The sequence below is a fragment of the Mesorhizobium sp. WSM3224 genome (assembly GCF_000427725.1).
In the GTDB taxonomy this organism is placed as follows: Bacteria; Pseudomonadota; Alphaproteobacteria; order Rhizobiales; family Rhizobiaceae; genus Mesorhizobium.
In genome coordinates this window covers 13,972-32,669 of sequence record NZ_ATYO01000007.1, presented here as the reverse complement: position 1 = coordinate 32,669, position 18,698 = coordinate 13,972, and the positions used below count along the sequence as shown (strand labels likewise).

The following is an 18,698-nucleotide window of genomic DNA, read 5'->3' as shown; positions in this document are numbered from 1 at the left end:
CCTTAACAGCTTGGTAATGGAGCGAAATCATGTCGAAGCCCGATCTGGCGAGTCTCGAAAAGACCATCGAGAAGGCCTTCGAGGAGCGCGACACGATTTCCACCGCGACGCGCGGCGAGACGCGCGACGCCATCCAGGCCGCGCTCGATCTGCTCGATCGTGGTGTCGCCCGTGTCGCCGAGCGTCAGGACGACGGCAAGTGGCAGGTCAACCAGTGGCTGAAGAAGGCGGTGCTGCTCTCCTTCCGGCTGAACCCGATGGAGATCATCAAGGGCGGTCCCGGGCAGGCCGTGTGGTGGGACAAGGTGCCGTCAAAGTTCGACGGCTGGAGCGCCGTCGATTTCGAGAAGGCCGGCTTCCGGGCCGTGCCGTCGTCGGTCGTGCGCCGCTCGGCCTATGTCGCGCCGGGCGCGGTGCTGATGCCGTCCTTCGTCAATGTCGGCGCCTATGTCGATTCGGGCACCATGGTCGACACCTGGGCCTCGGTCGGTTCCTGCGCGCAGATCGGCAAGAACGTGCATCTTTCCGGCGGCGTCGGCATCGGCGGGGTGCTGGAGCCGATGCAGGCCGGCCCAACCATCATCGAGGACAATTGCTTCATCGGCGCGCGCTCGGAAGTGGTCGAAGGCTGCATCGTGCGCGAAGGTTCCGTCCTCGGCATGGGCGTGTTCATCGGCCAGTCGACCAAGATCGTCGACCGCGCCACCGGCGAGGTTTTCTATGGCGAAGTGCCGCCCAATTCCGTGGTCGTAGCCGGTTCGATGCCGGGCAAGCCGCTGCCCAATGGCGAGCAGGGCCCGAGCCTCTACTGCGCCGTCATCGTCAAGCGCGTCGACGCCAAGACCCGTTCGAAGACCTCGATCAACGAATTGCTGCGCGATTGATCCTCCACAACGGAGCCGACGCGGTTGTCTGAAAGATCGCAATTCCTCTGGCTGTTCTTCAGCCTTTCCGGGCGGCTGAGCCCGGTCGCCTATGCGCTGGCCGGGATCCTGCTGGTGCTTGTCCAGTTTTTCCCGTTCTACCAGTTCGCGCGGGTTGAACTGAACACCGCGGCCAGCCAGAACTGGGCCATGATCTGCTGGGGCGTGCTGCTGATCTCGGCCTGGGCCACATTCGCGGTGACGGCAAAGCGCTTCCATGATTTTGGCAAGCCGACCTATTTTGCGCTGATCTCGCTTATCATCGGCCCCATCCTGCTCATCATCCTCGCCTGCTTCCGCAGCGATCCCGGACCGAACCGCTACGGCAGGCGCACCAACGCGCCTGGCGATTCCTGAAACCATGCGCTACCGCACGCTCGATCCGCAATTGATCATCGAGACGGCCGAAAGGCTGGAAGTGCGTGTCGGCGATCGTTTCCCGGAAGCCGGCCTGCGCGGCGTCGCCGGCGAACTGGTATCGTTGTCGCGCGACCTGGCCAAGGCCGCCAGGGAACTGGAAGCGCCGATCTGGTGGCTGCGCGGCGTCATCGTCGCGGCTTTCATCGCCGGGGTGGCGATGTTCCTGTTCGTCGGCACCATCCTGCCGCTCGACCGCATTTCGGGGGCCGACGATGCCGTGCAGTCGATGCAAGGCATCGAGGCGACGATCAACACCGTCATACTGGCGGTGCTCGGGCTGCTGGCGCTGGTCCGCACCGAGGAGCGGATCAAGCGCAAGAAAGTGTTCCGGCAATTGCACGGGCTGCGCTCGCTGATCCATGTCATCGACATGCACCAGTTGACCAAGGACCCGGCGGCGCTGTCGGCCGATTTCAAGCCGACCTCGCATTCGCCCATCCGCATCACCAACGCGGCCGATCTCGCGCGCTATCTCGACTACTGCTCGGAAATGCTGTCGCTCACCGGCAAGATCGCGGCGCTGTTCGCGCAGTCGGTCAACGACGATGTCGTCGTCAATGCCGTCAACGACATCGAGAACCTGGCGTCCAACCTGTCGCGCAAGATCTGGCAGAAGATCACGCTGATCGAGGATCGCGGCTAAAGCGGTTCGCCGTTTCTCGCAAACGGCGAACCGCTCTATCTCCTTGTTAGACGCAATTCCGGCGAAGTCGCCGAGCCTAACCGTTCACACTTTTCCTGGAATTGCGCTGACCTCGTCCGGTCCCAGCCCCGGCGGACCGCGCTTTTCCGTTTCAGCCTGACGCACCAGCGCCGTTACGCGTTCGTTGATCGGCGTCGGGATGCCCGTTTGCTTGCCTAGGCCAATGACGGCGCCCTGCAGTTCGTCGATCTCGGTCGGACGGCCGCGCTTCAGGTCGTCCCACATCGACGAGCGCGCTTCCGCGTCGATCGCCAGCATGCGGCGAGCCAGAAGCCCGAACAGCCAGTCGGGAAGCCGCAGCACTTTCGGCAGCAGCGACGGCGGCAGGCCGGTGATGCGCGCCGGCGCTACGCCCGCCGAGCTCATCGCGGCGAGAGCCTCGTCGATCTGGCCGGCGAGGATCGCGCGCCAGCGTCGGTCGGCGAGTTGTCTCGCCAGCGGCAGGTCGGAAAGCGCCACCAGCGCGTTGTTGAGGTTCATCAGCAATTTGCTCCACTGCACCGCCTTCATGTCGGCGCGAACCTCGACCGCAAGCCCGTCGGCATCGAGCAGGCCGGCAAGGCCATCGACACCGTCGTCGATCATCACCTCGCCCTGGCTGGCGCGGTGGACGCGGAATGGCAGTTCGTCCGGCGACTGGACGACGTTGAACATCACCATGCCGGTCAGCACCCGCCGGCCGGGGAGCCCGGCGCGCAACCTGTCCGCGTTGTCGACGCCGTTCTGCAGGCTGACCACCACCGCATCCGGACGCCCATGAGCGGCGATCAGCTTCGCCATCTCCCCGGTTGCGCCGCTCTTGACCGTCACCAGGATGATGTCCGCCTCGTACAGCGCTGTCGGCGGATCGTCGGTGGCCGAAATCGCTTGCGCTTCGATACGGCGGTCGCGGCCGTCGAGATCGCTGACGCGCAGTCCACCCTGGCGCATGGCTCCGACCAAGCGGCCGCGGCCGAGGAAGACGACCTTGCGTCCAGCAAGGGCCAGGCAACCGCCGACATAGCAGCCGATACTGCCGGCGCCGGCTATCGCGATGGTGCTTGCCTGGCTGGCCATGCATTAGTCCTCGCCTGGTCCGCAACTTGCCATGATGCATGTCGTACTGCCGGAACCGCTGCACACTTCTGGGCGACATGCATTTATGATGCATGTCGTTCTCCCAGAACCGCTGCACACTTCTGGGCGACATGCATTTATACGCCATGAAAACCATAATGTCGGCGGTATGGCCGGCGATCATCTGCCACCGTGACACGACAAACGCTTTCGACTATCGCTTTGCCCATGACATTGCCGACCGACCCCGCCCAGAACCTTGCCGCCTTGATTCGCTGCCCTTCCGTGACGCCCGCCGAAGGCGGCGCGCTTGAGGCGCTGCAAGACATGCTGGCGCCGCTCGGCTTCTCGGTCGAGCGGCCGGTCTTCTCGGAAGACGGCACGCCGGACATCGAAAACCTCTATGCGCGGCGCTCGGGCAATGGCCCGCATCTGATGTTTGCCGGCCATACCGATGTGGTGCCGGTGGGCGACGAAGCGGCCTGGACGCACCCGCCCTTCGCCGCGGAGATCGCCAATGGCGAGATGTATGGCCGCGGCGCCGTCGACATGAAGGGCGGCATTGCCTGCTTCATCGCCGCCGTAGCACGCCATGTCGAGAGAAACGGCGGCCCGAAAGGCTCGGTCTCCCTGCTCATCACCGGCGACGAGGAAGGGCCGGCCATCAACGGCACCACCAAGCTGCTCGACTGGGCGGCGGCCAAGGGCGAGAAGTGGGACGCCTCTATCGTCGGCGAGCCGACCAATCCCGATGCGCTCGGCGACATGATCAAGATCGGCCGGCGTGGCTCGATGTCTGGCAGCGTCACCGTCAACGGACGCCAGGGACATGCCGCCTATCCGCAGCTTGCCGACAATCCTGTGCGCGGGCTGGTGAGCCTGGTCGATGCGCTGCTCCATCCGGTTTTCGACAAGGGAACGAAGGATTTCCAGCCGACCAACCTCGAAGTGACGTCGATCGACGTCGGCAACCCGGCGACCAACGTCATCCCGGCCAGGGCGACGGCCATTTTCAACATCCGCTTCAACGACACCTGGGATGCAGAAACGGTGCAGGCCGAGATCCACAACAGGCTCGACCAGGCGGCGGGGCGTAAGAAGTACCGGCCGGGCAAGAAGACGCCGGTCGACTATGAGCTTGTCTGGCGCGACCGGCCGAGCCATGTCTTCCTCACCCGCGACGACAAGCTGATCGACACGTTGAGCGGCTCGGTCAAGGCGGTGGTCGGCAAGACGCCGGCGCTCTCCACCTCCGGCGGCACGTCGGACGCGCGCTTCATCAAGGATTATTGCCCGGTGGTCGAATTCGGACTGGTCGGCAAGACCATGCATATGGTGGACGAACGCGTCGCGCTTGCCGACCTCGAGACGTTGACGCAGATCTACGAACGCTTCATCGAGGACTGGTTCGGACAAGGCCTTTCGTGACCATGCTTTCGGCGGACGAAACCTACGCTTCGCTGGCCGGCGCCTGGCGGCTGATGTTCGGCAAGGCCGACGGGCTGCGCCTGCTCGACCTTTCGGCGGACGGTTTCTGGAATTCCTTCTTCGCCATCGTCGTGGCTGCGCCGGCGCTGATCGTCGGCTGGGTCGGGATCGCCAACGAGATCGGCGATCCTACCGCCTTCGCCGGGCGGCTCGGCGTGCTGATCCGGCTGGCGACCGTCGATATCGGCTCCTGGGTGCTGCCGCTGGTGGTGCTGGCACTGATCGCGCCGCGCGCCGGCATCGGCGGCCGCTTCGTCCATTATGTCGTTGCCTCCAACTGGACGTCGGCGATCATCGCCTGGCTCATGCTGCCTTCGGCGCTGCTCCGGCTTTTCCTGCCTTCCAGCAGCGATATCAACAGCCTGGTGTCGCTGTTCTTGTTCGCCCTGTCGATGCTGCTGACCTGGCGCATGACCAACGCATCGATCGGCAAGGGCGCCGCAGTGGGCACCGCCGTGTTCGTCGGCATGTTCATTGCCTCGCTGCTCGTGCTTTTTGGCCTGCAGGCGCTGCTCGGCATCAACATGCCGGACAGCACAACGGGCTGATCTTCTCCAAACTGACGGCGATCTTTCAATTCGCTGCCAGAGTAGTATGATAATTTCATACCATTCTCGCGGAGTACGAACGCATGTCCGCCACGGAAAAACGCACCTTCAGCCTGCCGGCGGAGCAAGCCGCCTTCATCGATGAACTCGTCCGCTCGGGCACCTATGCAACCAGCAGCGAAGTCATACGCGCGGGGCTTCGCGCCCTGCAGGAGCGCGACGCCGCGGTGGAGCGCTGGCTCCGCGAGGAAGTCGCCCCGACCTATGATGCGTGGAAGGCAAATCCTGGCAAAGGCATCTCGCCAGAGGAAATGGCCCAACGGGCACGCAAGCGCCACGAGACCCATTCGCAGAAGAAACCGTGAAGCGCCGGGCCGTCATCTATACGCTTGATGCCGGCGACGATCTCGATCGCATCTATGCCATCATTGCGGAGGCCAGCAGCCCCACCACGGCGGACCGTTACGACAGCCGCATACGGGCGTTCTGCGAGCGCCTCGAACATGGCTCTGAACGCGGCACACGCCGTGACGATGTGCGGACGGACCTTCGCGTCGTCGGATTTGAGCGTCGGGTAACCGTTGCATTCATCGTGGAGCCTGAACGGGTCGTGATCCTGCGCTCGTTCTACGGCGGGGCCAATTGGTCGGACCAATTCGCAGAGGACGACGCCGGCTGACCGACACATCCTTCAGACACCTTCCGGGTAATCCACTCCGACGAGAAAAAGCCCATCGGGCGGCGCAACCTGGCCGCAGGCGGCGCGGTCGCGCGCTTCGAGCGCGGCCTTGAGATCGGCTGCACCCCAGGAGCCGTCGCCGACGCGCCGCAAGGAGCCGACCATCGAGCGCACCTGGTTGTGCAGGAAGGAGCGCGCCGAGGTCCGGACTTCTATCAGGTCGCCAACGCGGCCGACATCGAGGCGATCAAGCGTGCGGACCGGGCTTTCGGCCTGGCACTGGGTGGAACGGAAGGTGGTGAAGTCATGCCGGCCGAGCAGCACTTTGGCCGCCTCGTGCATGGCCTCGGCATCGAGGCGCTTGGGCACCCACCACACCTTGCCCTTTTCAAGCGCTGAAGGGGCGCGGCGGTTGAGGATGCGATAGAGATAGTGGCGGCCGGTGGCGGAAAAGCGCGCGTCGAAGCCGTCGGCGACGACGCGCGCGCTGAGAAGGACGACGCGGGCGCCAGCCGCCTGCAGATGGGCGTTCACGGCATCGCGCACCTTGTCGCCCGGCCAGTCCCTGCCCAGGTCGACATGGGCCACCTGGGCGGTGGCGTGCACGCCGGCATCGGTGCGGCCGGCGGCGCGTATTCTTACCTCTTCCCCGCAGAACTTTTCGATCGCCTGCTCGATCGCCTGCTGCACCGAGGGCTGGTCGGCCTGATGCTGCCAGCCGGCGAACTGGCTGCCGTCATATTCGATATCGAGCCGAAAACGCGGCATGTTCAGACAACTGCCGATGTCTGAGACGAGACCTTGTTTTCTCGATTGAGCATGATCCTGCCCGAAAACCGGTTCCCACTTTTCGCGAACGCGGACCTTCGGTTCGGGATCATGCTCTAGGCGGCTAAGGCGGTGAAGGCCGAAGCGTAGACCAGCTTGCCGGTCTCCGGCGCCTCGCCCCAGGCCAGCGCCTGCAGCGCCTCGCCCTGATACTCGCTCTCGAACTTTGCGGCGCGGGCATGGGTGTAGCCGAAGCGGCCGTAATAGACCGGATCGCCCAGAACGACGGCCAGCGTCTCGCCGGCTTGCTTGAGGCGGACATGCGCCTCGCGGATCAGCGCGCCGCCGATGCCGGTGCCGTGGAAGGAGGGTTCGACGGCCAGCGGCGCCAGCGCGACGGCCGCGAAGCGCTTGCCGCCATTCTGCACGTAAAGCCTGGAAAACAGGATGTGGCCGACGACCTGGCCGTCTTCTTCCGCAACCAGTTCGACGACGGCATCGCCGCCGGTGACCAGCGCGTCGACCAGGCCGGCTTCCGCCTGCTGGCCAAAGGCATGCTCTTCGACGAGACGGATCGCCTCGCGATCCCGCGGCGTCGCCGCGCGTATCGACATCATGCTCATTTGAGTTTCATTCCTTTTTCGATCTTGGCTCCGCGCAAAAACTCCTGCGCGGCGGCGGGCTTTCCGCCCGCCCGTTGAACTTCGACCAGCCTGACCGCGCCTGTCCCGCAGGCGACCGTCAGCCGGTCATCGAGAATTCCTCCCGACTCGCCCAAATCTCCAGAAAGCGACGGGCCTTCCGAGAGCGTCGAGCGAAGCAGTTTCAGCCGCTCCATGCGGCCGCCAATGTCGACCTCGCACCAAGCGCCGGGAAAGGGCGAAAGGCCGCGAATGTGGTTGTGGACTTCGCCGGCAGGCCGCGTCCAGTCTACGCGTGTCTCCGATTTATCGATCTTTCGGGCGTAGGTCACCCCTGCCGTTGCCTGTTGGGTAAATGTCAGACAATTTATCCCCAACTGCGCGAGCGCCCGCACCATCAGCGAAGCGCCTTGAGCCATCAGGCGGTCATGCAGTTCGCCGGCCGTCATATCGGGAGCGATGGCGCATTTTTCAACCATTGCCACCGGCCCGGTGTCCAAACCTTCTTCCATCTTCATGACCGTCATGCCGGTCTCGGCATCGCCGGCCATGATGGCGCGCTGGATGGGAGCGGCACCACGCCAGCGCGGCAAAAGTGAGGCATGGCCGTTGAGGCAGCCGAGCCTGGGGGCGTCCAAGATGGCTTTCGGCAGGAGCAGGCCATAGGCGACGACAATGGCGACATCGGCCTGCAAGGCGGCGAAAGCCCGCTGCTCTGCCTCGCCCTTCAGCGATGTCGGCGCCCGCACCTCAAGGCCAAGCCGTTCGGCCTCGCGCTGAACCGGCGAGGGCGTCAGCTCCAGCCCGCGCCGGCCGGCGGCACGCGGCGGCTGAGTGTAGACGGCCGCGATCTCATGGCCGGCCTCGGCGATCGCGCGGAGCGTGGGCACGGAAAAATCCGGCGTCCCCATGAAGATGACGCGAAGCGGCATGACGTTTTGCGATCCTGTCTCGTCGTAGTTTTCAGGTGCACGCGCCGCCCGGACGGCCTTAACCCACCATCTTGCCCGGCGCCTTGTCCTTGGCGAGCTTCTTGAATTTCCTCACCACCATGTCGCGCTTCAGCTTCGAGATGTGGTCGATGAACAGCACGCCGTTGAGATGGTCGATCTCGTGCTGCAGGCAGGTGGCCATCAGGCCTTCCGCCTGCATCTCCTGCAACTTGCCGTCACGGTCGAGATATTTCACCCGCACGGAAGCCGGGCGCTCGACCTCGGCGTAATAGTCGGGGATCGAGAGGCAGCCTTCCTCATAGACCGAACGCTGATCGGCGGTTTCGAGGATTTCCGGATTGATGAAGACATGCGGCTCGGGCGGCTCGCCTTCCTTGGCGAGGTCGATGACCAACAGCCGCCGCGGCTCGCCGACCTGGATCGCCGCGAGGCCGATGCCCGGCGCGTCATACATGGTCTCCAGCATGTCGTCGGCGAGCTTGCGCAGGTCGCCGTCGACGCGCTCCACCGGCTTGGAAACCTGGCGCAGGATGGGATCGGGAAGAATGATGAGCGGCTTGATCGACATGGCGTCTCACCTAAGACCTCGTTGGAAAAGCGTCAACGGGGGCATGTTTGGCCCGTTCACGTTTTGATCTGTGCCGGCGGGGCGAATCGGCTATGCTGCCCAAATGAACGACATGACCACTATCCTTTCGCAACCGGTCGCGCGGCTCGGGGCCACCACGATCACGCTCGGGCAGGCGTTTGGTTTCGGCGCAGTCCTGCTGGTCGTGCTTTTCGCGGCGCTCGTCGTTGCCCTGTGGCGCGCGGCCAAGGCGCGCGCGGTTGCCGCGACTGAGGCGGCGGACCATGCACGCGATACCGAGGCCCGAATGGCCGATATCCTGCAGAGCCAGGCCGAGATGCAGGGCCGCATGGGAGCGATTGCGGAGGTGTTCGGCGCGCGGCAGGCCGAGCTCACCCAGTCGCTGGGACAACGGCTCGACGCCATGACCGGCCGCCTTGGCCAGACCATGACCGAGCAGACCAAGTCGACGCATGAAAGCCTGGCCAAGCTGCAGGAGCGGCTGGCGGTGATCGACACCGCGCAAGGCAACATCCAGTCTTTAGCCGGCCAGGTCGTGCAGTTGCAGGCGATCCTGTCCAACAAGCAGACGCGCGGCGCCTTCGGCCAGTCGCGCATGGAGGTGATCGTCGCCGATGGCCTGCCGCACGGCGCTTACGAGTTCCAGGCTACTCTCAGCAACGGCAGCCGGCCCGATTGCCTGGTGCGCATGCCGAACGGCGCGCCGATGCTCGCCATCGACGCCAAGTTCCCGCTGGAAGCGTGGAACGCCATCCGCGCCGCCGAGGGCGCCGACATGCAGAAGGCGGCGGCGCAGGCCTTTCGGCGCGACATCGAGGTGCATATCCGCGATATCGCGGAAAAATACCTGATCCAGGGCGAGACGCAGGACACCGCCTTCATGTTCGTGCCGTCGGAATCGGTATTCGCCGAAATCCACGAGAATTTCGAGGCGGTCGTGCAGAAGGCGCACCGCGCCCGCGTCGTCATCGTGTCGCCCTCGCTGCTGATGTTGTCGATCCAGGTCATCCAGGCGATCCTGAAGGACGCCCGCATGCGCGAGCAGGCGCATCTCATCCAGGGCGAGGTCATACGGCTGATGGAGGATGTGGCCAGGGTCGATGAGCGGGTGCGCCGGCTGCAGACGCATTTCGGCCAAGCGACGCGGGACATCGACGACATTCTCGTGTCGACGTCGAAGGTGACCAAGCGCAGCCAGAAGATCGAGGCGCTGGAATTCGCGGAAACCGAGGCGCCGCATAGTGGCCCCGCCAAGACGGAAGGCGCGACACGGGTGGCTGATTCCAAGACGGGCCAGCTCAGGCTGCGCGTCGTCGAAGGCGACGAGTAGGTGGGTTGTTACGCCGCTGGCGATTAGCCGAGCGCCCATCCCTTCGTCATCCACGGGCGTAGCGGAAGCGAAGCGGACGCGCAGACCCGGGGATCCAGGCCATGACCCTTGCCGTGAAACGCGACGGAACAGAATTCTGCAGCGTTGCGGCGCTCCGCAGTCACGGCATGGATTCCAGGGTCTGCGCGCGTCGCTTCGCTCCTTGCTCCGCCCTAGAATGATGAAGTCTCGCCCGACGCCGCGCTTCCTACTGCTCCTCGACGATCCTCGTGCCCTCGAATTCCGGCAGCCAGTGCAGCGCCGAACGATGCCAATACTGGGTCCTCGGTACCAACTGGTCGCGCTGGCGCGCGGTGCCGACCCTGATGCCGTAGACCTTAGGCCCGTCGCCGACCGACGTTGCATAAAGATGCGAGCCGCAGTCGCCGCAGAAGCCCTGCGCCCGCTTGGCGCCGCTCGCCCCGGTCTTGATATAGACCTTCGGCTCGCCCTTGGTGATGCGGTAGTCCTCTTCCGGCACCCGGATCGATACGCGGAACGCCGTGCCGGTTAGTTGCTGGCAATCCGTGCAGTGGCAGATCGAGGTCTTTTCCGGATCGACCTCCGCCTCATAGGTGATGGCGCCGCAATGGCACCCGCCGTCGATCTTCATCGGTCTTCCTCCTGACAGGTTCGCGCTAAGGCGAAACTAACCCTCCTCCGAGGCCTCGGCGATAGCCTTGCGCCGCTGCTCCCATGTGCCAGCCGCTTGCGGCTTGACGAAGAGCCTCGATATTTGCGGCATGTCCTTCTTCAACCTCGCCTCCAGTCGCTCGACGCAGGCTTCGATCTCGGGCGCGGTGAGATGATCCTCGAATTCGATGCTCAAACCCGCGACGATTTCCTCCGGCCCGATATGGACGCTCAGGATACCGTTCGCCCGCTGGACGGCCGGATCCTCCTGGGCGATCGCCAGCACCTTTCCTTGCACCTCGGGCGACGCAGGCTCACCGAGCAGCAGGCCCTTGCTCTCGCGTGCCAGGAAGATTGCGGTCGCGCCCAGGATGATGGCAATGCCGATCGAGCCGACGCCGTCGAGCTCGGGCATTTCCAGAAGTTCGGCTGACAGGATGCCGGCAAAGGCGACGATCAGGCCGAGCAGCGCGGCGCTGTCCTCGAACAGCACCGTGTAGACGCTCGGATCCTTGCTGCGGCGCACGGCTTCGAACCAGCCCTGGCGGCCCTTCTGCTGACGGAACTCCTTCAGCGCTACCAGCCAGGAGCTGCCCTCGAACAGGAAGGAGAGGCCGAGCACGATATAGTTGACCTTGACGTTGACGACCGGTTCCGGCGCCATGATGTGGATGATGCCCTCATAGAGGGAAACGCCGGCGCCCAGCGCGAAGACCAGAAGCGCGACGATGAAACTCCAGAAATAGAGCTCGCGTCCGTGGCCGAGCGGGTGCGTGCGATCAGGCGGGCGCGCGGCGCGGTGCATGCCATAGAGCAGGAGCCCGCCGTTGCCGGTATCGACCAGCGAATGCACGCCTTCCGACAGCATGGCGGACGAACCGGTGAAGGACGCGGCCGCGAATTTGGTCAGCGCGATCGCCAGGTTGCCGGCGAGCGCGGCGTAGATCACTTTTCTCGAGCCGGCGTGGCCTGCCATCTGGTTCCTGACCTGTCCGATGCGACCGACCTTAGCGGCCTGCCGGCCGAAGCTCCACAGCTATGCACGACGCGCCAACGGTCGGGTCGCACAAGGAGCAGGGTGGCTCGTGACGCGAAGCCCTATTCGACGACTTCGTCGGTCCATACCCTGAAACCGGCGAGCGTGCCCGGTCCAAAGATATGGGTCAGCGGCACGTCGGCCGCGTCGCGGCCGGAGGCAATCAGGATGCGACCGATGCGCGGGGCATTGTTGCGCGGATCGAAAGCGTGCCAGCGGCCGCCGAGATAGACTTCCATCCAAGCGGCGAAATCCATCGAGGCCCAGGGTTTTGGCAGTCCGATGTCGCTGATATAGCCGGTGCAGTAGCGGGTCGGAATGTTGAGCGCCCGGCAAAAGGCGACGGCGAGATGGGCAAAATCGCGGCACACGCCGCTCTGCTCGCGGTAAGCCTCTGCCGCGGTTCGCGTCGGCCGCGCATTGGCGTAGTTGAAAACGAGATGGTTGTGGACGAAGTCGCAGACCGCCTGGACGCGCGGAACGCCGAGCGGGGTGTGACCAAACAACCGCCAGGCGTCGCTTGCCAGCACATCGCTTTCGCAATAGCGGCTGGGCAGAAGGAACAAGAGCGTGTCCGATGGCAGGTCACGCACCTCGTGTTGCCAGGCCAACAGGTCACCCATCTCGAAGGTGCCGGAATCGCGGATGATGGCATCGGTGCCGAAGGTAAAACGCCCTGGAGGGGCGACGAGCCGGTTGCACCAGTTGCCGAAACTGTCGCGGTAGCTCTGGATCGGCACCGGCGGCGTGGAGGTCAGGAAATCCGGCCGCTCAAGATCGGAGGCGCGGGAGTAGTGGACGTTGAGCATCGCGATCAGTGGCGCTTCCTGCGGAAAGTCGAAGCTCATCTCGCAGCCGATGTGAATTCGCATTTTCTCCCTGACCGGCTGCTTGATCATCGCCCGGCGAAGGCCGGGCCGATGCTGCAGTGCGAAGAAGACCATCGCACGGACCGGTGTGGTTTACGAGCAAATTAGAAACCGGTTGAAAGCGCTCGACTGTTGGCTTCAAGAGGCGCTATCCTCTTGCAGCCGGGCATTTCTCTTGTTTCACTCGCACGTCCACAATCGGAGGAGCGAATCATGGCTAAAGGTGCGATGAAGGCGGGCAAGGAAGCCCGCAAACCGAAGAAGGACGCCAAGAAGCCCGCCGCGGCCCCGGCTCCGAAGGCGCCGCCGGTCAAGGCGTTGCGCATCAAGGAAAAATAGGCGACCGAATTCGGTCAGTCCGGCTCAATACAGAATTTGAACCGGCGGCATGACAATGCTGCCGGTGTTTTGTTGATCGGGGAACAGGGCACCCTATGTCAATGGGCGAGGACGACCTCGCTTCCCCGAAAACGGCCGGGACGGCCCGCCACACCGAGCATCTCAACCGATGCCGGATGACGGAGTTTTTTCGATGTCCTGGATCTTTCTTTTCTTCGCCGGCCTGTTCGAGATCGGCTGGGCGATCGGCCTCAAATACACCGACGGCTTCTCCAAGCCGCTGCCGACCCTTCTCACCATCGCCTCGATGATCGTCAGCCTCGGCCTGCTCGGCCTGGCGCTGAAGACACTGCCGGTCGGCACGGCCTATGCGGTGTGGACCGGTATCGGCACGGTCGGCACGGCGCTGCTCGGCGTCTGGCTGCTCGGCGAACCCGTAACTGTTGTCCGGCTTGCCTGCATTGGCCTGATCGTCTGCGGCATCGTCGGCCTAAAGCTCGTTGCCTGAATATTTCCGGGCCTGAATATTTCCGGTGCAAACACGTTCAGGGCCGCTTTCGGCGACCCTGAACATTTTCCATCGAACCCGGACTTGCAGGGCGTCGCGCCGACACGGAGTCAGGCGACGCGCTTCAAGCCTTTGTCTCGATGCATGTCGTTATCCCAGAACCGCTGCGCGCTTCCGGGCGACGGTGCATTAGCGGGCGGAGAAGCCCGGAGGCGTCCTGCCAGTACGCGCCTTGCGGGCGGCGTAGCGTGCGTCACGCTTGGCCTTGCGTTCGGCTTCATCGGCAAGCTCGAAAGCGATGCGCTCGGCTTCCTCGGCCTCGCGGATTTTTGCTTCCGCGGCAGCCGCCTCTTCGGCGGCTTTACGCGCCGCCTCGGCCACAGCCTCGCGCTCGGCCCTCTCGGCCGCTTCGCGGGCCAGCTTTTCCTGCTTCAGCCTTGCCTTCTCGGCTTCGCGGATCTCGCGGGCCGCGAGGATCGCCTTGCGTTCGGCCTGCTTGGCCAGCACCGCGGGATCATCCGCTGCCGGCTTTGCCTTGAAGCGCTCCAGGAGCGCCTTCTTTGCCTCGTTCGCGGCATTGCGCCGCTCGAAAATGTCTTTTTCCCTGTAGATAGCCAAGTCCACTTCCTTGCAGTCTATTCGCGACGCTTACATACGCGCGAACGCGGCGAGTTCAAGCGCCAAAACGGTATGCCAGCCATGAAAAAATGGGCTTGTTGCCGCAAGGATACGGCCCGGCAGGCGCGATGCACTGTTCACAGATCGCGCCTCTGGCGGACGGCGGGGTAGATGGCTACCTCTAGCGCCGACAACCAACGCCCATATGAACATTGAGGACGCAGCCTGATGGAACTCGGTCTCTATACTTTCGCCGATGTCAGCCCGGAACCGGGTCCCGGCGCCATCGGCACGCATGAGCGGCTGCGCAACCTCATCGAGGAAATCGAGCTGGCCGACCAGGTCGGGCTCGACGTGTTCGGCCTTGGCGAGCATCACCGCCCCGACTATGCCGCCTCGGCGCCGGTGGTGGCGCTGGCCGCGGCGGCCGAGCGCACGCAGCGCATCCGCCTTACCAGCGCGGTCACCGTGCTGTCCTCCGACGATCCGGTGCGCGTCTTCCAGCAATTTTCGACGCTCGACCTGTTGTCCGGCGGCCGCGCCGAGATCATGGCCGGGCGCGGCTCCTTCATCGAGTCCTTCCCGCTGTTCGGCTACAATCTCGAGGACTATGACGAGCTCTTCGCCGAAAAGCTCGACCTGTTGCTCGCCATCCGCGATCAGGTGAGGGTGACGTGGCAAGGCAAGCTGCGCGCGCCGATCAACGACCGCGGCGTCTATCCGCGTCCGTTCCAGGAAAAACTGCCGATCTGGATCGCCATCGGCGGCACGCCGCAATCGGCCGCCCGCGCCGGCGTGCTGGGCCTGCCGCTGGCTCTGGCCATCATCGGCGGCGAGCCGGCGCGTTTCGCGCCGCTGTTCGATATCTATCGCGAGGCGGCGAAGCGGGCCGGGACCGATGCTGCAACGCTTGCCACCAGCATCAACGTGCACGGCTTCATCGCCGAGACGACGGAGCAGGCCGCCGATGGCTTTTATGGCCCGCAGGCCGAGGTGATGAACCGCATCGGCCGCGAGCGCGGCTGGGGCCCGACCTCACGCGCCCATTTCGACCAGGCGCGAGGGCCCACCGGCGCACTGTTCGTCGGCAACCCGGAGCAGGTGGCGGAAAAGATCGTCGCCCAGCACAAGATTTTCGGCAACGACCGCTTCCTCCTGCAGATGGCGATCGGCACCATGCCGCACGCCAAGATCATGAAGGCGATCGAGCTCTACGGCACCAAGGTGGCGCCGATCGTGCGCAAGGAGACGGCAAAGGCCGCTCCGGCAATCGCGGCGCCAGTCGCCTGAACGGCGGCAGCCGAAGGCCTTCCATGACCGCCGGCTAACGGAACCTTGGCGGGGCAGCCACGTTTCCCCGTCGATTGCACCGGTTGCGGTGCCTGAGGGAACCGATGAAAGCCGAACCGATCGCTTCGGGCGCGAGCGTTGCCGAAAGCCCTGACACGCGCGCCGACGCGCGGGCGGACATGCGCCTGATGCGGTCGCTGGTGATCGGTATCTTCATTCTGATGACGGCCGCCGCGCTTTATTTCGCCCGCGCCTTCTTCATGCCGGTGGTGCTTGCGTTCCTGCTGGCGCTGACGCTGACGCCGATCGTGCGCTTCCTGCGCAAGCGCGGCATTCCGGAGGTTGTCTCGGCGACGCTGCTGGTGCTGCTGTCGATCTTCATTTTCGCTGTTGCCGGCTATCTGCTCAGCGCTCCCGTCATCGACCTGATCAACAACAGCTATTCGATCGGCCAGCAGCTCACCGAGCGCTTGGCGCCGCTCAGACGGCCGCTCGAACGGGTGATGGATCTCGCGCATCAGCTGGAAGCGCTGACCGAGACCTCACAGGAGCCGGGCGTGCAGAAGGTCGCGGTGGCGCCATCCGGCGTCCTGTCCACGGCCGCCAGCAACATCCTCGAAGCAGGCACCTCGATCACCATCGTCTTCGTGCTGTCGCTGTTCCTGCTCGCCTCCGGCACGCTGTTTTACGAGAAGATCGTCCAGTCCTTCACCAGCCTTACCCAGAAGAAGCGGGCGCTGCGCGTCGTCTATGATGTCGAGCGCGAAATCTCGCACTATTTGCTCACGGTCGCCATGATCAATATGGGTCTCGGCACGGTGATCGGGCTTGGCCTTTGGGGACTCGGCATGCCCAACCCGCTGGTCTGGGGCGCGGCCGCGGCGCTGCTCAATTTCCTCCCCTATGTCGGCGCGCTGATGACGATCCTGCTCGTTACGGTCATCGCGCTGATCAGCTTCGATACGATCGCCTATGCGCTGCTGGCGCCGGCCTTCGTGGTGCTGTGCGACATCGTCGAAGGCCAGTTCGTGACGCCGATGGTGGTGGGCCGGCGGCTCGAGATCAACGCGGTGGCGATCTTCATCGCCATCGCCTTCTGGTCATGGCTGTGGGGCTTCGTCGGCGCGCTGATGGCGGTGCCGCTGCTGGTCGTCATCAAGGTGTTCTGCGACCATTTCGACGGCTTGAGCCACGTCGGCAACTTCCTGGCGGCGCAGCACACGGCCATCGTCGACGACGAGCCGGCCGAGAACAATCACAAGTCAACGCCGTAACGCTGGCCCAATTCCATGTTCCGGCCGATCGTTTGCGGCGCCGGCGGGGAGTGCCTATATCGGACCGGTCAAGCCGGACCTGTCCCTGAATGAGCTTAGATCTCGATGGCTATTTCGCCCGCATCGGCTACGGCGGGCCGACCGACCCTACGCTGGCCACGCTGCAGGCGCTGCACGCCATCCATCCGCAGGCGATCCCGTTCGAGAACGTCGATGCCTTGATGGGCGTTTCGGTCGGGCTCGATGTTGCTTCGCTGCAGGACAAGATCGTCAGCCAGGGCCGCGGCGGCTATTGCTTCGAACACAATCTGATCTTCATGCATGCGCTGGAACAGCTGGGCTTCATGGTCAGCGGACTGGCCGCCCGCGTGCTGTGGGGGCAGCCGGACGATGCCATCACCGCGCGCAGCCACATGCTGTTGCGTATCGAGCTTGGCGGCCTCACTTACATCGCCGATGTCGGCTTCGGCGGCCTGACGCTGACGGCGCCGCTGCTGTTGGAACCCGGGCTTGAGCAACAGACGCCGCATGAAACCTTCCGCCTGGTCGGAACTGGCGACCAATTCCGCCTGCAGGCCAATATCGGCGGTGCCAACATCGCCGATGACTGGCGCACGCTCTACCGCTTCGACATGAGCCAAGCCCATGAGGTCGACTACCGGGTCGCCAGCCATTTCCTGTCGACGCATCCGAGCTCGCATTTCCTGTCGACGCTGGTGGCCGCGCTCGCCCTGCCCGACCGGCGCTACGCGCTGCGCAACAACCGGCTGTCGACGCACCATGCCGGCGGCCGCGGCGAGCAGCGTGAAATCGCGACGGCCAGCGAACTCGCCGACCTGCTGGAGAACCAGCTTGCCGTCGTCATTCCCGACCGCACCGCCTTCGAGGCAAGGCTGCGGGAAAAACGCATCGTGGAGACCTGACCAATGACCGCCCTTTCGGTTCTCGACCTGTCGCCGATCACGCAAGGCAGCACCGCTTCGCAGTCGCTTGCCAATTCGCTCGACCTTGCCTGCCATGCCGAGCGTCTCGGCTACACGCGCTACTGGCTGGCCGAGCACCACAACATGCCGGGCATCGCCAGCGCCGCCACATCGGTGGTGATCGCGCATGTCGCCGGCGGCACCAGGACCATCCGCGTCGGCGCCGGCGGCATCATGCTGCCCAACCATGCGCCGCTGGTGATCGCCGAGCAGTTCGGCACGCTGGCGGCACTTTTCCCTGGCCGCATCGACCTCGGGCTCGGCCGCGCGCCGGGCACCGATATGCTGACCGCAAGGGCGCTGCGCCGCAACCTCGAAAGCGCCGACAACTTCCCGCAGGACGTTGTCGAGCTGATGGGCTATTTCCAGCCGGCCGAGGAAGGCCAGCGCATCCGCGCAGTGCCCGGCGAAGGCCAGACCGTGCCGGTGTGGATCCTCGGCTCAAGCCTCTATGGCGCGCAACTCGCCGCGCTTCTCGGCCTGCCCTATGCGTTCGCCTCGCATTTCGCGCCGGCCGAGCTCGACCATGCGCTGGAGGTCTACCGCACGCGCTTCCAGCCCTCGGCGCAGCTCGACAAGCCCTACGTCATGCTCGGCCTCAACGTCTTTGCGGCGCCGACGGACGCCGAGGCAAAACTGCTGTTCAGCTCGCTGCAGCAGGCCTTCGTCAATCTGCGCAGCGGCCGTCCCGGGCAATTGCCGCCGCCGGTCGAGAATTACGACCGCGATCTCGATCCCGTCGCGAAAACCATACTTGCCCAGGCGCTGTCCTGCGCCGTCGTCGGTTCGCCGGAAACGGTGCGCCAGGGCATCGACGCCTTCATAAGCCGCACCGGCGCCGACGAACTGATGGTGACGGCGCAGTGCTTCGACCACGCGGCGCGCGTGCGGTCCTTCGAGATCCTCGCCGACGTGCATAAATCGATGTCGAAGGCGGCCTGACCACGCCACGGCTTTTGCCTGACATGCTGGCCTGCTAAGGGCATGGAGCATTTTTCCTCAATCACGAGT

General features: G+C 64.6%; 23 protein-coding genes. 14 read left to right on the top strand and 9 right to left on the bottom strand.

Annotated elements, in window-relative coordinates; all coding sequences use genetic code 11:
• Positions 1–29 precede the first annotated feature (29 nt).
• The 3 genes from dapD to YU3_RS36520 are packed head-to-tail and all read left to right on the top strand — an operon-like array spanning position 30 to position 1,986.
• A complete protein-coding gene (gene dapD, locus YU3_RS0114155; RefSeq protein ID WP_027166874.1) occupies positions 30–884 on the top strand; it encodes a 2,3,4,5-tetrahydropyridine-2,6-dicarboxylate N-succinyltransferase in 855 nt (284 codons plus the stop codon).
• 24 nt (positions 885–908) lie between these two features.
• Complete coding sequence (locus tag YU3_RS0114150; protein WP_027166873.1) at positions 909–1,280, top strand: DUF805 domain-containing protein; 372 nt, start codon at positions 909–911, stop codon at positions 1,278–1,280.
• A gap of 4 nt (positions 1,281–1,284) precedes the next feature.
• The gene (locus tag YU3_RS36520; RefSeq protein ID WP_036258480.1) at positions 1,285–1,986 is read left to right on the top strand and encodes a hypothetical protein; all 702 of its coding nucleotides are present in this window, start codon (positions 1,285–1,287) and stop codon (positions 1,984–1,986) included.
• A gap of 84 nt (positions 1,987–2,070) precedes the next feature.
• On the opposite strand, the gene YU3_RS0114140 is transcribed toward YU3_RS36520, so the two are convergent.
• Positions 2,071–3,102, bottom strand: coding sequence for a 2-dehydropantoate 2-reductase (locus YU3_RS0114140; protein WP_027166872.1), 1,032 nt, complete (start codon positions 3,100–3,102; stop codon positions 2,071–2,073).
• A 228-nt stretch (positions 3,103–3,330) separates the two neighbouring features.
• On the opposite strand from YU3_RS0114140, the gene dapE reads away from it, so the two are divergent.
• From dapE to YU3_RS0114120, 4 genes are all read left to right on the top strand, one after another.
• Positions 3,331–4,530, top strand: a complete 1,200-nt coding sequence (dapE, locus tag YU3_RS0114135; protein ID WP_027166871.1) for a succinyl-diaminopimelate desuccinylase — start codon at positions 3,331–3,333, stop codon at positions 4,528–4,530.
• 2 nt (positions 4,531–4,532) lie between these two features.
• Entirely contained in the window at positions 4,533–5,138 is a 606-nt protein-coding gene (locus YU3_RS0114130; protein ID WP_027166870.1) for a hypothetical protein, read from the top strand.
• A gap of 83 nt (positions 5,139–5,221) precedes the next feature.
• Positions 5,222–5,503 carry a type II toxin-antitoxin system ParD family antitoxin gene (locus YU3_RS0114125; RefSeq protein WP_027166869.1) on the top strand — a complete coding sequence of 94 codons (282 nt, stop codon included), beginning with the start codon at positions 5,222–5,224 and terminating at the stop codon, positions 5,501–5,503.
• Entirely contained in the window at positions 5,500–5,817 is a 318-nt protein-coding gene (locus YU3_RS0114120; protein ID WP_027166868.1) for a type II toxin-antitoxin system RelE/ParE family toxin, read from the top strand. Before YU3_RS0114125 ends, YU3_RS0114120 begins: the two co-directional genes overlap by 4 nt.
• A 12-nt stretch (positions 5,818–5,829) precedes the next feature.
• Here YU3_RS0114120 and truA read toward each other — a convergent pair whose 3' ends face one another.
• The 4 genes from truA to def all read right to left on the bottom strand — a co-directional run bounded on the left by truA (position 5,830) and on the right by def (position 8,747).
• Entirely contained in the window at positions 5,830–6,585 is a 756-nt protein-coding gene (truA, locus tag YU3_RS0114115) for a tRNA pseudouridine(38-40) synthase TruA (RefSeq protein ID WP_027166867.1), read from the bottom strand.
• Between the two features lie 116 nt (positions 6,586–6,701).
• On the bottom strand, positions 6,702–7,208 hold the full coding sequence (locus YU3_RS0114110; RefSeq protein ID WP_027166866.1) for an N-acetyltransferase: 507 nt from the start codon (positions 7,206–7,208) through the stop codon (positions 6,702–6,704).
• Entirely contained in the window at positions 7,205–8,158 is a 954-nt protein-coding gene (gene fmt / locus YU3_RS0114105) for a methionyl-tRNA formyltransferase (protein WP_027166865.1), read from the bottom strand. Before fmt ends, YU3_RS0114110 begins: the two co-directional genes overlap by 4 nt.
• A 58-nt stretch (positions 8,159–8,216) precedes the next feature.
• Positions 8,217–8,747: a peptide deformylase gene (def, locus tag YU3_RS0114100; RefSeq protein WP_027166864.1), complete on the bottom strand. Its 531-nt coding sequence runs from the start codon at positions 8,745–8,747 to the stop codon at positions 8,217–8,219.
• A 103-nt stretch (positions 8,748–8,850) separates the two neighbouring features.
• On the opposite strand from def, the gene YU3_RS0114095 reads away from it, so the two are divergent.
• On the top strand, positions 8,851–10,098 hold the full coding sequence (locus tag YU3_RS0114095) for a DNA recombination protein RmuC (RefSeq protein WP_027166863.1): 1,248 nt from the start codon (positions 8,851–8,853) through the stop codon (positions 10,096–10,098).
• Positions 10,099–10,345: 247 nt separating this feature from the next.
• Here the strand turns inward: YU3_RS0114095 and YU3_RS0114090 are convergent, their stop codons facing one another.
• The 3 genes from YU3_RS0114090 to YU3_RS0114080 all read right to left on the bottom strand — a co-directional run bounded on the left by YU3_RS0114090 (position 10,346) and on the right by YU3_RS0114080 (position 12,678).
• Entirely contained in the window at positions 10,346–10,750 is a 405-nt protein-coding gene (locus YU3_RS0114090) for a GFA family protein (RefSeq protein WP_027166862.1), read from the bottom strand.
• Between the two features lie 36 nt (positions 10,751–10,786).
• On the bottom strand, positions 10,787–11,746 hold the full coding sequence (locus YU3_RS0114085; protein ID WP_027166861.1) for a cation diffusion facilitator family transporter: 960 nt from the start codon (positions 11,744–11,746) through the stop codon (positions 10,787–10,789).
• 122 nt (positions 11,747–11,868) lie between these two features.
• Positions 11,869–12,678, bottom strand: coding sequence for a transglutaminase family protein (locus tag YU3_RS0114080; protein WP_027166860.1), 810 nt, complete (start codon positions 12,676–12,678; stop codon positions 11,869–11,871).
• A 210-nt stretch (positions 12,679–12,888) separates the two neighbouring features.
• Between YU3_RS0114080 and YU3_RS42110 the strand changes: the two genes are divergently transcribed.
• Positions 12,889–13,014 carry a hypothetical protein gene (locus tag YU3_RS42110; protein ID WP_095769470.1) on the top strand — a complete coding sequence of 42 codons (126 nt, stop codon included), beginning with the start codon at positions 12,889–12,891 and terminating at the stop codon, positions 13,012–13,014.
• Positions 13,015–13,207: 193 nt separating this feature from the next.
• Positions 13,208–13,522 carry a quaternary ammonium compound efflux SMR transporter SugE gene (gene sugE, locus YU3_RS0114070; RefSeq protein WP_027166859.1) on the top strand — a complete coding sequence of 105 codons (315 nt, stop codon included), beginning with the start codon at positions 13,208–13,210 and terminating at the stop codon, positions 13,520–13,522.
• Positions 13,523–13,711: 189 nt separating this feature from the next.
• Here sugE and YU3_RS0114065 read toward each other — a convergent pair whose 3' ends face one another.
• Positions 13,712–14,140: a DUF6481 family protein gene (locus YU3_RS0114065; protein ID WP_027166858.1), complete on the bottom strand. Its 429-nt coding sequence runs from the start codon at positions 14,138–14,140 to the stop codon at positions 13,712–13,714.
• 228 nt (positions 14,141–14,368) lie between these two features.
• Here YU3_RS0114065 and YU3_RS0114060 point away from each other — a divergent pair, with 228 nt between their 5' ends.
• From YU3_RS0114060 to YU3_RS0114045, 4 genes are all read left to right on the top strand, one after another.
• Entirely contained in the window at positions 14,369–15,430 is a 1,062-nt protein-coding gene (locus tag YU3_RS0114060; RefSeq protein WP_027166857.1) for an LLM class flavin-dependent oxidoreductase, read from the top strand.
• Between the two features lie 104 nt (positions 15,431–15,534).
• Complete coding sequence (locus YU3_RS0114055) at positions 15,535–16,704, top strand: AI-2E family transporter (protein ID WP_027166856.1); 1,170 nt, start codon at positions 15,535–15,537, stop codon at positions 16,702–16,704.
• Between the two features lie 89 nt (positions 16,705–16,793).
• The gene (locus YU3_RS0114050) at positions 16,794–17,627 is read left to right on the top strand and encodes an arylamine N-acetyltransferase (protein WP_027166855.1); all 834 of its coding nucleotides are present in this window, start codon (positions 16,794–16,796) and stop codon (positions 17,625–17,627) included.
• A 3-nt stretch (positions 17,628–17,630) separates the two neighbouring features.
• Positions 17,631–18,629 (top strand): LLM class flavin-dependent oxidoreductase, encoded by a 999-nt coding sequence (locus tag YU3_RS0114045; RefSeq protein ID WP_027166854.1) that lies wholly within the window; start codon positions 17,631–17,633, stop codon positions 18,627–18,629.
• The last annotated feature ends 69 nt before the right edge of the window (positions 18,630–18,698 follow it).

What these genes read in the sequence shown, in the direction of transcription:
- YU3_RS0114125 (WP_027166869.1), top strand. Translation starts at nt 5,222, where the DNA reads ATGTCCGCCACGGAAAAACGCACCTTCAGCCTGCCGGCGGAGCAAGCC.
- YU3_RS0114110 (WP_027166866.1), bottom strand. Translation starts at nt 7,208, where the DNA reads ATGAGCATGATGTCGATACGCGCGGCGACGCCGCGGGATCGCGAGGCG.
- YU3_RS0114060 (WP_027166857.1), top strand. Translation starts at nt 14,369, where the DNA reads ATGGAACTCGGTCTCTATACTTTCGCCGATGTCAGCCCGGAACCGGGT.
- YU3_RS0114095 (WP_027166863.1), top strand. Translation starts at nt 8,851, where the DNA reads ATGAACGACATGACCACTATCCTTTCGCAACCGGTCGCGCGGCTCGGG.
- truA (WP_027166867.1), bottom strand. Translation starts at nt 6,585, where the DNA reads ATGCCGCGTTTTCGGCTCGATATCGAATATGACGGCAGCCAGTTCGCC.
- YU3_RS0114130 (WP_027166870.1), top strand. Translation starts at nt 4,533, where the DNA reads ATGCTTTCGGCGGACGAAACCTACGCTTCGCTGGCCGGCGCCTGGCGG.
- sugE (WP_027166859.1), top strand. Translation starts at nt 13,208, where the DNA reads ATGTCCTGGATCTTTCTTTTCTTCGCCGGCCTGTTCGAGATCGGCTGG.
- YU3_RS36520 (WP_036258480.1), top strand. Translation starts at nt 1,285, where the DNA reads ATGCGCTACCGCACGCTCGATCCGCAATTGATCATCGAGACGGCCGAA.
- fmt (WP_027166865.1), bottom strand. Translation starts at nt 8,158, where the DNA reads ATGCCGCTTCGCGTCATCTTCATGGGGACGCCGGATTTTTCCGTGCCC.
- dapD (WP_027166874.1), top strand. Translation starts at nt 30, where the DNA reads ATGTCGAAGCCCGATCTGGCGAGTCTCGAAAAGACCATCGAGAAGGCC.
- def (WP_027166864.1), bottom strand. Translation starts at nt 8,747, where the DNA reads ATGTCGATCAAGCCGCTCATCATTCTTCCCGATCCCATCCTGCGCCAG.
- YU3_RS0114045 (WP_027166854.1), top strand. Translation starts at nt 17,631, where the DNA reads ATGACCGCCCTTTCGGTTCTCGACCTGTCGCCGATCACGCAAGGCAGC.
- YU3_RS42110 (WP_095769470.1), top strand. Translation starts at nt 12,889, where the DNA reads ATGGCTAAAGGTGCGATGAAGGCGGGCAAGGAAGCCCGCAAACCGAAG.
- YU3_RS0114090 (WP_027166862.1), bottom strand. Translation starts at nt 10,750, where the DNA reads ATGAAGATCGACGGCGGGTGCCATTGCGGCGCCATCACCTATGAGGCG.
- YU3_RS0114140 (WP_027166872.1), bottom strand. Translation starts at nt 3,102, where the DNA reads ATGGCCAGCCAGGCAAGCACCATCGCGATAGCCGGCGCCGGCAGTATC.
- YU3_RS0114050 (WP_027166855.1), top strand. Translation starts at nt 16,794, where the DNA reads ATGAGCTTAGATCTCGATGGCTATTTCGCCCGCATCGGCTACGGCGGG.
- YU3_RS0114080 (WP_027166860.1), bottom strand. Translation starts at nt 12,678, where the DNA reads ATGCGAATTCACATCGGCTGCGAGATGAGCTTCGACTTTCCGCAGGAA.
- YU3_RS0114085 (WP_027166861.1), bottom strand. Translation starts at nt 11,746, where the DNA reads ATGGCAGGCCACGCCGGCTCGAGAAAAGTGATCTACGCCGCGCTCGCC.
- YU3_RS0114055 (WP_027166856.1), top strand. Translation starts at nt 15,535, where the DNA reads ATGAAAGCCGAACCGATCGCTTCGGGCGCGAGCGTTGCCGAAAGCCCT.
- dapE (WP_027166871.1), top strand. Translation starts at nt 3,331, where the DNA reads ATGACATTGCCGACCGACCCCGCCCAGAACCTTGCCGCCTTGATTCGC.